Source organism: Priestia sp. SRI_019 (assembly GCF_057586255.1).
Window position 1 is genome coordinate 1,723,239 of sequence record NZ_JBYCZN010000001.1, and the last position, 13,024, is coordinate 1,736,262.

12 protein-coding genes are annotated in these 13,024 nt (G+C 37.0%); 10 read left to right on the top strand and 2 right to left on the bottom strand.

The window, feature by feature from the left end:
- Positions 1 to 368 precede the first annotated feature (368 nt).
- Positions 369 to 1,049 carry a hypothetical protein gene (locus AC2YJL_RS09395; RefSeq protein ID WP_230932953.1) on the top strand — a complete coding sequence of 227 codons (681 nt, stop codon included), beginning with the start codon at positions 369 to 371 and terminating at the stop codon, positions 1,047 to 1,049.
- A gap of 216 nt (positions 1,050 to 1,265) precedes the next feature.
- A complete protein-coding gene (locus tag AC2YJL_RS09400; protein ID WP_075420842.1) occupies positions 1,266 to 2,363 on the top strand; it encodes an acyltransferase in 1,098 nt (365 codons plus the stop codon).
- A gap of 29 nt (positions 2,364 to 2,392) precedes the next feature.
- Here the strand turns inward: AC2YJL_RS09400 and AC2YJL_RS09405 are convergent, their stop codons facing one another.
- Entirely contained in the window at positions 2,393 to 2,680 is a 288-nt protein-coding gene (locus tag AC2YJL_RS09405) for a hypothetical protein (protein WP_028409073.1), read from the bottom strand.
- Positions 2,681 to 2,901: 221 nt separating this feature from the next.
- On the opposite strand from AC2YJL_RS09405, the gene AC2YJL_RS09410 reads away from it, so the two are divergent.
- The 3 genes from AC2YJL_RS09410 (at position 2,902) to AC2YJL_RS09420 (ending at position 4,557) form a co-directional block, all read left to right on the top strand.
- A complete protein-coding gene (locus AC2YJL_RS09410; RefSeq protein WP_195696659.1) occupies positions 2,902 to 3,390 on the top strand; it encodes a GyrI-like domain-containing protein in 489 nt (162 codons plus the stop codon).
- Positions 3,391 to 3,483: 93 nt separating this feature from the next.
- Positions 3,484 to 3,774: a hypothetical protein gene (locus AC2YJL_RS09415; protein ID WP_013057601.1), complete on the top strand. Its 291-nt coding sequence runs from the start codon at positions 3,484 to 3,486 to the stop codon at positions 3,772 to 3,774.
- Positions 3,775 to 4,098: 324 nt separating this feature from the next.
- The gene (locus AC2YJL_RS09420; protein ID WP_050689770.1) at positions 4,099 to 4,557 is read left to right on the top strand and encodes a hypothetical protein; all 459 of its coding nucleotides are present in this window, start codon (positions 4,099 to 4,101) and stop codon (positions 4,555 to 4,557) included.
- 41 nt (positions 4,558 to 4,598) lie between these two features.
- Here the strand turns inward: AC2YJL_RS09420 and AC2YJL_RS09425 are convergent, their stop codons facing one another.
- Positions 4,599 to 5,819 carry a DUF418 domain-containing protein gene (locus AC2YJL_RS09425; protein WP_369361028.1) on the bottom strand — a complete coding sequence of 407 codons (1,221 nt, stop codon included), beginning with the start codon at positions 5,817 to 5,819 and terminating at the stop codon, positions 4,599 to 4,601.
- Positions 5,820 to 5,984: 165 nt separating this feature from the next.
- Here AC2YJL_RS09425 and AC2YJL_RS09430 point away from each other — a divergent pair, with 165 nt between their 5' ends.
- From AC2YJL_RS09430 to sucA, 5 genes are all read left to right on the top strand, one after another.
- The gene (locus AC2YJL_RS09430) at positions 5,985 to 6,881 is read left to right on the top strand and encodes an NAD-dependent epimerase/dehydratase family protein (protein ID WP_195696662.1); all 897 of its coding nucleotides are present in this window, start codon (positions 5,985 to 5,987) and stop codon (positions 6,879 to 6,881) included.
- Between the two features lie 122 nt (positions 6,882 to 7,003).
- On the top strand, positions 7,004 to 7,450 hold the full coding sequence (locus tag AC2YJL_RS09435) for an OsmC family protein (protein ID WP_369361025.1): 447 nt from the start codon (positions 7,004 to 7,006) through the stop codon (positions 7,448 to 7,450).
- 138 nt (positions 7,451 to 7,588) lie between these two features.
- Positions 7,589 to 9,133 (top strand): MDR family MFS transporter, encoded by a 1,545-nt coding sequence (locus AC2YJL_RS09440; RefSeq protein ID WP_050689766.1) that lies wholly within the window; start codon positions 7,589 to 7,591, stop codon positions 9,131 to 9,133.
- Between the two features lie 66 nt (positions 9,134 to 9,199).
- Entirely contained in the window at positions 9,200 to 9,787 is a 588-nt protein-coding gene (locus AC2YJL_RS09445) for a PadR family transcriptional regulator (RefSeq protein ID WP_195696664.1), read from the top strand.
- Between the two features lie 362 nt (positions 9,788 to 10,149).
- Positions 10,150 to 13,011 carry a 2-oxoglutarate dehydrogenase E1 component gene (gene sucA / locus AC2YJL_RS09450; RefSeq protein ID WP_369361023.1) on the top strand — a complete coding sequence of 954 codons (2,862 nt, stop codon included), beginning with the start codon at positions 10,150 to 10,152 and terminating at the stop codon, positions 13,009 to 13,011.
- Positions 13,012 to 13,024: the final 13 nt, after the last annotated feature.

Here is a 13,024-nt window from a genome sequence, read left to right on the forward strand (position 1 = left end):
TCCTAGATGAAAGGAATGCTTCAATTTAAAGCTTTTTTATAAAAAACAAAAAAAGTTGAAACTTTTTTCATTAAAAAACGTTTATAAAGTAATAGAAAAAAATGGGTACGGTTATTTACACTCAAAAAGGAAGTGAGAGCGTGGCGACGCTGAAAACTAATTATTTGACTGACTTATGCTTAATCTATAGAGAAAGTCAATTTTATGTAATGCAAATACCTAGTTTCTACAAAAAAATGGCTAGCAAATACTTTCAGTTTCAGCCCCAAGAAAAAATAATTGCGTATTTACACAGCTCTTTTATAGCAGGCCTAGATAAAAGGGGAGTTTGCTTTACAAATAAGGGGATTTACTGGAAAAGCAGAGGGATGAAAAAAGGAAAAATGTTATGGGAAGAGTTCGCTAACATTCAATCCATTACCATTCGAAGAGAAGAAATGATTTGTTTTAATGACGTGGAGAAGTTTCAAGTCAATCAAAACGATTACTCAGCTAGAAAGCTAGTATCTCTATTAAAAAAAATCAAGAAATTTATTCGCACTCATTCCCATGAATATATGTGTCAAGACTATATATATCCGTGTGTGTCCTCAAAAGAATTAACTTCTATTTGTTCATCTTTTCAAATTCATCAAACCCCTGATCCAAAAGATGTGTTGTCGGTAGAAGGACAGCTATGTGAAGAAGTTGAAAAAGAGATGCGAAACAGGCTCTATTTACCTGCTAAAGAAAAAATTGTAGCTCATTTAAATACATATCCTCTTCAAAAAACCGAGGGGATTACCATTTGTTCTAAAGGGATTTATTTCTCAAAATCTTTTAAAACAGTTTACTACCCTTGGCACTTATTTCGCCACGTGAGCATTTCAGTGGAAACCGAGGAATTAAAAATTGCGAAAAAACATTCGTTATCTCTCAACTCAGCTGCAGTATCAAGCGGAGAAGTAATGCTGTTTCTCAAACAAATTAAACAGCATGTGCAAGCTTTGCATGAAAAAGAAGTCGATATTAAACAAGATAATAAGTTTGCATGGAAAATGTTAATTTAAAAAACAGGTTACGCGTAATCTGTTTTTTGTTTTGTAGTTCTTTAGAATCATTTATTTGGAATATTGAAAGACATCATACAAGTAAACAAGACTAGAATATTGGAAGTTAAGAAATTTTTTCCATGACTATAAGGTTAATTTTACCAAAATCTCTTTTCTGTTTGGATAATTATGCTAAAATAGAGCTCGAGTTTATTTTAAGGAGCTGACAACAAGATGGAACGTAATTATTCAATTGATTTTATTAAGTTTTTTGCTACAGTGTTTGTAGTTTGTATCCATGTTAATCCATCACATGACGATTTCTTTTTAGGGAACCAGGAAAATGTGCTAGATGTCATTGTTGACACATTTGCACGATTCGCGGTTCCTTTTTTCTTTATTGTATCAGGTTACTTGTTTATGAATAAAATTCAAAAACATCCAAAGCCTTCTGCATACTTAAAAAAATACACGTGGAATATTTCAAAACTTTATGCATGTTGGTTCGTCTTTTATTTATTGTTTGGTGTAGTTCTGCGCTTATTTCAAAACCACGGAACATTAGCAGAACGAAAAGGTGCAGTAGCTGATTATTTAACATCATCCATCACATTCAAAGATATCTTTTATTATGGAAGTGACACAAGTGGATTTCAGCTTTGGTACTTGATTGCATTAATTTGGGCTGTTGTCATTGTGTTCTTATTTCAACGATGGAAAAAGATTGGCTTATTAATGCTTATCAGCACCGTATTATATGTAACTGGGTTATTTGGGCAGTCTTATTCTTTATTTTTTCCACTTTCTTTTCAAACGAGAGATGCCCTGTTCTTTGGTTTGTTCTATACAGTATTAGGAGCTATGTTTGCCCTTTATGGTAAGCAAATTCTGTCAGTATTAAACGTAAGGCCAATGATTTATTTAGCCAGCTTTTTTGTGTTTTCAGCATTAGAGATCGTCGAGCGTTACTGGTTGGTTAATATCCAGCACAGCAAGCCCGGAGACTATTTTATTTCTACAATTTTTTTATCGGCATCATTGTTTTTATTCGTATTGAGCAGTCCAAGCCTTGGCAAAAACTCATTCTTTTCAAAGGTTGGGAAAAATTCAGTTGGCATTTATGTCGTGCATATATGTATATTAAATGAGACCTATCGATTGCTTCGTTCTATAGATTCTTCTTTCTTTACAAATAGTGTCGTTGCCTACGTACTTATCGTTCCAGCAGTTTTTTGGTGCTCGTACTATTTATATAGAGGGATTCAATGGACAAAGGGAAAATTACATGTGAAGCCGCATAAACATTCATTTACAAAGCTACAGCATAAATAAAAAGAGCTGGCTAACTAAGCCAGCTCTTTTTATGATGCAATAGCGTACAAAAGCTGCTTTTGCAGTTGAGGGGATAAAGAAATATTTTGATACAATTCGTAAATATGATGTTCGTTCCGGTGATAACAAATCCAATCCTTGTATGTTCCTTTTAAGAAGATGCGAAAAAACACGATTCGCTTATTCGTGCCGCCTGTTTTTAATTCAATTTTCAAATCATCTGTTTCTAATGTATACTGTACTGTAGAAGAGGAAAGAGCAAGTTTAGTTGTTTTTTTACTTGTTTTAATGAATTCGGCAAGTTCAATGATCTTCATTTTTTTACCTCACTCTATTGTAAATTAGGGGTATCTTATACGTATGATGTGTACAAGGAAAATAGAATCGTTTTTTTATAGCTTAGAAGAATGATCTTCAGCCCCTTCGTTAAGGGATTTGCACAAAAGGTTGACGTTTTCTTTGAATACAAATAAAATGCATATTAAGAAGTATTTCCCTCATTGTAACTACAGAAAAAGAAGAATTAAGGGGGCTCAATATGTTGACTGACTTAGTTGTAAGTCAAAAAGTAGTCAAGGTAAATGAATTTACTGTTGTAGGAGTGCCTATTCGAACAGATGAACCTGTGGAAGAAACGGGCACAGGTCTTATTCCTGAGCACTGGCAGACTTTTTATAAACAACAGTTAGCTAATAAAATCGCCAATAAAGTAAATGGCAATACATTTGCTCTTTATACAGAATTTGAATACAATCAAAAAATGGATTTTACATTTGCTCTCGGATATGAAGTTTTACCCGGGGGCGAACTGAAAGATGATATGAGAGAGTTCATCATCCCAGAAGGTGAATACATGGTGTTTACAACAGCTGTTGGGCCAGCTAGACAGGTAGTCGTAGAGGCTTGGGCTTATATTCGCGAGTGGGCTAAAAAAAATCATCGTGCCTATAAAATGGATTTTGAATTATATGATGAACGCTGTATTGATCCTGAGTACAGTCAAGTCGATATTTATGTTTCAATTTAATAGCTAGTTTTGCTAAGTAGTTAAGATGCAGAGAAGCGTTTTTTGCTGCGTTCTTACTTTTGACGATAGGAATACAAAAGGGGTTTAGCGAGAGTGATCAGCAACGATTTATTACAAGCTTTAAAAGACGGATATAAACAGAGAATTAAATGGGTACTTATAAGTCAAATGGCACTGTTCATCACCGTAGCAGTCATACTTGTATCAAATTTTGTCACTAAATTTTCGTTTAACCAATTAAGCTTTATTTTTGTTTTGGTTAGTATAAGTTCGCTGTTATCAGGAGTAGAGCACGTATTGTTAAAACGTGAAAAGTGGCAATGGATTTTTGATTTTATTTTAGCTGCTTTTTTTATTGGTTTATCTATTTTTTTACACCGTTAAAGCGCCTGATTCAGCGCTTTTTTATTTTGGGCAGCTCCGCACGCAATGTTCGGACCTTTCTAGTATAAACAAAACAAAAATAGGTATTTATGACGAAAATAGTAAGAAAATTTAGTAAAAAAGTCTTGTATCTTGTCTTTATTTCGATTATGATAAGTTTACACCCTTCGTATTCACTTCTTTGGATGTCAGTACCTCTATTTTCACACTACAGAAAAGAGGTGAAGCCATTTCTTCAGTTTTCCTGCTAGCCTGCATACTAACCCTTTTAGCTATTTTATTTAGTAGCAACTACCCTCAAAATTAAAGGAGAGATCCGCGCTTATGTCAAAAGCTCCTGTAAAAAACGATATTGAACTTCAACTATCTGAAACGCATTTTTTTCAACTGCTGGATTTAATTTATTTAGGTAACTGGATGGTCACGGCATGTTCTGGAGTGGAAGATGAGCATGCACAAGAATATACGGATGTAGAAAAACAAATGTTTTCTCATGCAGAGCCTTTCCTTGAAAAAGGACCTTTTCACACGCTAAACAGTGAGGTTATGTTTACAGAAGAACATGAAGATTCTCTTCAAGATATTATTGGAGAATACGATAACGAAGTGTTTTGGGAAGCGCTAGCCTATCGCATGGCTAAACGAGATGTGATAGAACAAATAGGACCCATTAAAGAAATAAAAAATGAAGTTTTTATGCAAATTTTTCATCGAGAAATGGAGTATATACGAGAGTTTGAAACAAATGGAATTAAACGAATAACCATACCGCCTTTGCAGTAAAGGAGACAAATCGGCTTTCAAATTTGAAGGCCGATTTGCTGTTAAGCTGAAGCTTTTCTATTCCGTCTGAGAGGCGGGAAAGATCGGTATGTAAAGCTCCGCCATAACCATTCAAACGGGCCGTAATAGAAATAATAAAGCCACCACTTATTAAAAAAAAGCTGGAGTGTATATATAATGAGACAAATAATCGTGCTTTCTGTTAAGGTAAGAGTTCCGTATAAACCAAAGGCTCTAACCATCCACAGGCAAATTAAAGTTTGGCTAAGGTAAGTTGTTAATGCCATTGTTCCACTATACTTAAAAAGACCCAGCATCGAAGCGTAAGGAGAAAATTGCAGGAATAACAGTAAGGTGGTAAGATAAAAAAAACATAGAAAAATGCCGCTCAAACTTGTAAAAAGGTGAATGGCCGCCTGCTGATAGAGTCCATATTTTAAAATTTCTAGTTTTAAGATAGCAAGAATAATAGTTAAAGTAAAACCTGCTGCGCCTGTTATTGACTGAATTTCCTTAAAAAAAGAACGATTTTGTTCGATACTATGTACTAATTCTTTTTTAGCAGTATATAAGCCAAATAAAAACATAGAAAATACGGGAAAGATAGAAAACGGTAGATTTAATAGCATAGGTACCACTTCAACATTCAAACGATAAAACAGCCAAGATAAATAGTCTGCTTGCCTGTAGGTGGATAAATATTGGACTAAGGCATGTTCTTGTAAAACCTTATACTCCAACTGAGCCTCCTGCAAGACGTGGGCTGGAATAAAAAACTGCATGCAAGCCAAAAGATAAAAAAAGCATAGCAGGCCTATTGCCCACAGCAAAATCGTCTTGGTTTTTCGATTATAAAAAAACAACAATAAAAAACCGCTAATAGCATACACATGCAAAATGTCTCCATACCAGAAAAAGACAAGATGAAAAAGTCCGATTAATAGCAAAGAAGCCATTCTTCTGGACCATAAAGCAGCGGCAAAGTAATGCTTTTCTTCAGCTCTACGCAAAAAGATTCCGCATCCAAGTCCAAATAAAAAAGAGAAAATCGTAAAAAACTTTCCTTGAACAAACAGCAGCAAGAATAAATCAATATAAGCATCGATTCCTTTATATTCATAAGGAATATCGTACAGCTGAAAAATAAATATCGGATAAGCAAAAGCAGGGATATTTACTAAGAAAATGCCTAGCAAAGCAATACCCCGAATAATATCAAGAACAACAAGGCGTTCGTTAAGGGGAAGTGGAGAAGGCTTCATCACTGTCGCTCCTTTTTGTTAGATATGTACATCTTAACACGACAGTGGCGAAAAAATAGGTGGGAATATAAAAAAATAAGCGGAAAGATTCATAGCTTTACGAACAAAAAAGTTGGATAATAATGGTATGGTTATCCATATCAAATACGAAAGGTGGAGAAAAGGATGAAAACAGCACTTGTGTTAGGTGGAACTCGTTTTTTTGGGAAAAATTTAGTCCAGACATTGCTCTCTAAAGGAGTTAAGGTTACGTTAGCGACGCGAGGTAAAACACCAGATGATTTCGGCAACCGAGTTGAACGGATTTTTCTTGATCGTGTAGAAAAAGATTCTGTAATCGAAACAACACGAGGAAGAAAATGGGATGTTATCTTCGATCAAATATGCTATTCTTCACACGGCGCAGCTGTGGCTGTTGAAGCTTTTCGTCATAGTACGAGTCACTATGTACTCACCTCGACTCTTTCAGTATACGGTTCTTTAGAAAAAACGTGTTATGAAGAAGATTTTGACCCATACAAGTATCCTATTTCATATACACGTCGTGAAAATATTTCCTACCAAGAAGGAAAGCGCCAAGCGGAGGCTGTATTCTTTCAAAAAGCACCGTTTTCGGTAACGGCTGTCCGTTTTCCAATTGTAATGGGAAAAGATGATTATACGGATCGTTTACGTTTTCACGTAGAAAAAATTATGCATGAAGAAGAAATTGGTGTACCGGCTATTGAAGCAGAAATGAACTTCATTTCACAGGAAGAAGCCGGTGAATTTTTAGTCTGGTGTGCAGAACAGAAGCTAAAAGGACCGATTAACGCTTGTTCAAATGGTACTATTTCACTCAAAAATTTATTTTCATATATTGAACAAGCAGCGAATAAAACCGCAAAAACAACCTCTCGTTTAACAGATGAAAATAGTTCTCCTTACGGAGTAGATCATTCTTGGACGATGAGCAATGAAAAGGCTAGCTTTTGGGGATATTCATTTACAAACCTGCGGGACTGGCTGCCATCATTAATCAAAGCTTTCGTTGAAAGCGAAAAGAAAGTACCTTTAAGTTAAGAAAAAACAAAGACTGCGCCGTTTAGCAGTCTTTTTGCTGTGACAAGCAGAACATTTTTATTTTATATATAAAAAGGGTACGCTAGGTACACATCATTATATAGAAGAAAGAAGGATAAACTATGGCAAAACATCACTTTCATTTGCAAGCAAATTGGCCAGGAGGCCGAAATGAAGTAGGTGCAATTGAATCAGGACAATTAAAAACAAAAATTTCTATTCCACCAGAAATGGACGGGCCAGGAGTGGGAACAAATCCAGATGAAATGCTGCTAGGGGCAGCAGCCACTTGCTACATCATCACGCTTGCAGCGATGTTCGAAAGAAGCGGAATCCGTCAGGAGGGTTTAACGATGGAATCAGAAGCTATTGTGGACGTGACGAACGGCGTATTCACATACGAAAAAATTATTCATAAACCTCATGTTATCATCACATCTGAATTTGCGGCTCAAGAAGAAAAAATCAATCGACTTATAAAAAAAGCAGAAACATCTTGTATGATTTCAAGAGCCATTCAAGGAAATGTTGAGATTGAATTAGAGCCTCAGCTCACAGTAAAAGCGTAATGGACCCATTACGCTTTTCTTATGTTTATTTCTAAAAAAAGCACATTTAAGATTGTAAAATACTCAAATTTGAATATAATAATTTAAGTAGCTATCATTTCTGTTCATCAAAAAGATGACGCGAAAGGAGGAACTGAAATGGTTTCATCAGAAAAAAATATTCGTTTTATCGTAGCAGGATTGCTGCTCGGTATTTTTATGTCAGCCATGGATAATACCATCGTAGCGACGGCTATGGGGAAAATCATTTCTGATCTAGGCGGGTTAGATAAGTTTGTTTGGGTGACGTCTGCCTATATGGTTGCCGTGATGGCGGGTATGCCGATATTTGGTAAACTATCCGATATGTACGGCCGTAAACGGTTTTTTATTTTTGGATTGACGGTATTTTTACTTGGCTCTGCATTGTGTGGCCTAGCGCAAAGCATTGTGCAGCTAAGTATTTACCGGGCGATTCAAGGAATTGGAGGAGGAGCGCTTCTTCCGATTGCTTTTACCATTGTATTTGATATTTTCCCTCCCGAGAAACGCGGGAAAATGACGGGATTATTAGGTGCCGTTTTTGGCTCAGCAAGCGTTTTTGGTCCGCTTCTTGGTGCATACATTACGGAATACATCAGCTGGCACTGGGTGTTTTATGTGAACGTGCCGATTGGACTTTTATCGTTATTTTTTATTGTGCGCTTTTATAAAGAATCAACAAGTCATAAAAACCAAAAAATTGACTGGGCTGGTGCAGCCACTCTTGTAATTTCAGTAGTCAGTTTAATGTTTGCTCTTGAACTTGGAGGAAAAGAGTACGAGTGGTCTTCTCCGCAAATTTTATCTCTTTTTGCTATCTTTGCTGTGGCGCTATCACTCTTCTTTTTTGTGGAAAAACGCGCGCAAGAACCAATTATTTCGTTTTGGATGTTCAAACGCCGTTTATTTGCAACATCACAAATTCTCGCTTTCTTATACGGAGCAACGTTTATTATTTTAACGGTATTTATTCCTATTTTTGTTCAAGCTGTCTATGGAGGTTCTGCTACAAATGCAGGTTTAATTTTAACTCCGATGATGTTAGGCTCGGTAGCAGGAAGTGCTATCGGCGGGATTTTTCTAACAAAAACAAGTTTTCGAAACTTAATGATTATGTCCGTTTTTTCATTTGCAGTAGGAATGTTTTTATTAGGAACAATGGAACCTGATACACCTCGTTGGATGCTGACGGTATTTATGATTTTGACTGGGTTTGGCGTAGGATTTAGCTTTTCTCTTTTACCAACTTCGTCAACGCATAAGCTGGATCCACAGTTTAGAGGTTCTGCCAACTCAACGAACTCATTTGCGCGTTCTTTAGGAATGACGCTGGGAGTTACGATTTTTGGAACGATTCAAAGCAATACATTTACAAATGAGCTGCAGCGCAATTTTCAAGGTATGGGAAATGGATCACAAGGAGCATTTTCTCAAATAGGAGATCCGAGTGCAGTTTTTCAATCAAGTGCCCGAAACAGCATTCCACCTCAAATATTAGATAAGATTGTTGATGCTATGTCTACATCGATCACGTATGCATTTATGCTTGCTCTTATTCCAATTGCAGTAGCTATCATTACTGTCTTTTTAATGGGAAATGAACGAGTGGAAGTTCCCCCTAAAAAGCGGGTAGAAGCTAAGGAACCTGCAGCTCAAAAATAGAAAAAGCGCGAAGATGTTCGTGCTTTTTTTACTAAATAAGATGCATGTCAAGAGGTGAAAGGTGTTATGAGTGTTAAATTAGTCATACTGGGCTTATTAATGGAAGGAAATAAGCACCCTTATGAAATTCAGCAAACCATTAATGAAAGACAAATGAAGCACTATATTAAACTTGCAAGCGGTTCTTTATATTACGCTTTTGATACGCTCGAAAAAGATCAGTTGGTAAAAGTAGTCGATGTGATTCGAGAGACGAACAGACCTGAAAAGACCGTTTATTCTATCACGGATGCAGGAAAAGAAGAATTTGAGCGCCTTTATTTTGAACAGCTGTTAAAAAAAGAGCATATGCATAGACCAGTTTATGCTGCGCTTTCATTTACTTCTTACGTCGATCAAGGACAAGTGGCTTCTGCTTTAGAAAAAAAGATTGAGGAAACGGCTGCTTATTTAGAAAAAATGCAAAATTTGTACCAAGTTAAAAAGGTGGATCATTCCATTGCAAATCTGTCGATCATTATGCGCACGATTATGCATTTGAAAGTAGAACTAACTTGGTTCACTCATTTACTCGAAGCGGCGAAAAGCAGCAAGCTTACAGAAGTAGATGATGGTTATTTTGAAGACGTTGAAAAAATCATAGATGAGTTTTAAAAAAGAAGCAAAACGCTGCTTCTTTTTTTAATAGTCATAAAATATATTTCAAGCAATTTAATTTTGTCAAAAGCTAGGTCAATAACAATTAATTAACACTTGATTCGACCTTTAATCAGCTTTACTTATAAAACGCTTTCAAAAAGTAGTAAGACTATTAAAAAAGTAAAAAAAATTAAAGAAATATAGCGATTTCATTTTGATTGACGAGTAAAAGAGTGGTAAAATATAAGCAGATATCAGATACACACGCAGTGAGATTTATCACTCGTTGTAAAGATGTCAGACGATAAGGTAATCGACATTCAAAATGGAAAGATTGTTGAGTACGACAATTATTATAACTCGTTGGGGGTTTTATCATGGGTAACGAAACGTCGAATAGAGGGGAGCCTTGGCAAGGATTTTTGGGTCCGAACTATGGCTATGTATTAGAACAGTATGAGTTATATGAAGAGCAGTCAGATCTAGTAGATCCAGAGTTAAAAGAATTATTTGATTATTGGGGTGCTCCTCCATTAAACGAAAGTGAGCAGGTTCAGCAAGCTGAATACGCACAGGCTGCACCTTCAGCTAACACATCTAAAATTGCATCGGCTATTAAGCTAGCGGAAAACATCCGTGCTTATGGTCATCTATACGCATCAATTAAGCCTCTTGAAAGCGAGAAGAAAGATCCTGTCTTGCTTCACTTGGAAGATTACAATTTAACGCAAGAAGATTTAAAATCAATTCCGGTTGATATTTTATGTACGAATGCGCCATCACACGTCAAAAATGGTTTAGACGCAATTAACTATTTAACAGATGTCTACACAAAAACCATTGCGTTTGAATTCCATCACGTACATAACATGGAAGAGAATAAGTGGCTGACTGATATGGTCGAGTCAGGTGCTATTTTCCAACCTCTTTCAAATGAGAAAAGAACTTCTGTATTAAAGCGTTTAACAGAAGTAGAAGGCTTTGAACAATTTTTACACCGTACATTTGTCGGACAAAAACGCTTTTCTATTGAAGGCGTAGATATGTTAATTCCACTTGTAGATGAACTGATTGCACGCTCAGTGGAAACAAGCCCAAAAACGGTTAATATCGGTATGGCTCATCGTGGACGCTTAAATGTATTGGCACACGTATTAGGCAAGCCGTATGAAATGATTTTTGCAGAATTCCAGCATGCACCTAACAAGGAATTAGTTCCTTCAGAAGGTTCAATCGGTATCAACTACGGCTGGACGGGGGACGTAAAATATCACCTGGGTGCCGACAAACAAATTAAAGCAGAGAACACAGTTCGAGCTCGTTTGACATTGGCTAGCAACCCTAGTCACTTGGAGTTTGTTAATCCTGTTGTGGAAGGGTTTACAAGAGCGGCTCAAGATGAGCGTGATGTGAATGGATACCCAAAACAAGATGTAAAAAAATCGTTCGCGATTTTAATTCACGGAGATGCTGCGTTCCCTGGTGAAGGTATTGTACAAGAAACACTGAACTTAAATCAATTGACTGGTTATCAAACAGGTGGAACAATCCACATTATTGCTAACAACATGATTGGATTTACAACAGAAAGCGTCGATTCTCGTTCAACGAAATATGCAAGTGATTTAGCCAAAGGGTTTGAAATTCCAATTGTTCACGTAAATGCGGATGATCCGGAAGCCTGTTTAGCTGCTGCTTATTTTGCTTATGAGTATCGCAGACGCTTTAACAAAGATTTCTTGATTGATTTAATTGGATACCGTCGATTTGGCCACAATGAAATGGATGAACCGTCTGTAACGCAGCCGAAGATGTATGAAATTGTGACAAAACGTCCAACCGTTCGTGCTATGTATGCAAAGCAGCTTGAAGAACAAAAGGTGATTCAAAGCGGCCAAGCAGATCAAATTAATGAAGAGTTACAAGCAAAGTTAAAAGCAGCTTATGAGAAAGTACCGCCAAAAGCTGAAAAGCAACATAGAATTATGGAAATGCCACAAGCAGTCTTCAAAGGAATTTCAGACATTGATACATCTGTTACAAAAGAAGAGCTGTTTGAAGTGAATCAAGAGCTAGTGAAATATCCTGAAGGATTTAACGTATTTCCAAAACTTGATCGCATCTTATCTAAACGTGCCAAAGCGTTTGAAGAAAATGAAAGCGTAGATTGGTCATTGGGTGAAGCATTTGCATTTGCTACGATTTTAAGAGACGGCACGCCAATTCGTATTACAGGCCAGGACTCTGAGCGTGGTACGTTTGCACATAGACATCTTGTTCTTCATGATCATAAGACAGGGGATGTTTACTCACCACTACACGCAATGAAGAACGTAAGCGCTTCCTTTGATATTCGTAACAGTCCATTATCTGAAGGATCCGTTCTTGGATTTGAATACGGCTATAATGTATTTGCTCCTGAAACGCTTGTTCTTTGGGAAGCACAGTTCGGTGACTTTGCCAATGCAGGTCAAGTTATTATTGACCAGTTTATTGCAGCAGGCCGCGCTAAGTGGGGACAAAAATCTGGAATGGTCTTATTGCTACCACACGGCCATGAAGGTCAAGGGCCAGAACACTCAAGCGCTCGTCTAGAACGTTATTTACAGCTAGCTGGAGAAAACAACTGGACAATTGCAAACGTAACAAGCGCTGCACAATATTTTCACTTACTTCGACGACAAGCTGCCATTTTACAGCGCGAAGAAGTAAGACCGCTAGTAGTTATGACACCAAAAAGTTTGCTTCGCAATGCTTTTAGTGTGTCAAACCTTGAAGAGTTTACAAAAGGCTCTTTCCGCTTAGTAGTAGAACAGCCTGGACTAGGCAAAAAAGAAGATGCAGTTGAACGAATCGTTCTGTGCAGCGGAAAAATCAGCAGTGAATTAACGGAACGCTTGAACAAAGCAGAAGATGATAAAGATTGGCTACACGTCCTTCGTCTAGAACAAATTTATCCGTTCCCAAGACGCGTAATTGCTGAAATCTTTGCTCGCTATAAAAATTTAAAAGAAATTGTCTGGTTACAAGAAGAGCCGGAAAACATGGGCGCATGGAACTATGTAGAAGATCGACTGCGTGAAGTAGCACCAGAATGCGCTACAGTTGACTACATCGGCCGCACAAGACGCTCAAGTCCAGCTGAAGGAGATCCAACAGTTCACAGACAAGAACAAGAACGTATTTTACAAGATGCATTAACTAAAAATGAAATTGCTAACGACGTTGTTACACGATAAGGAAGGGGAATGA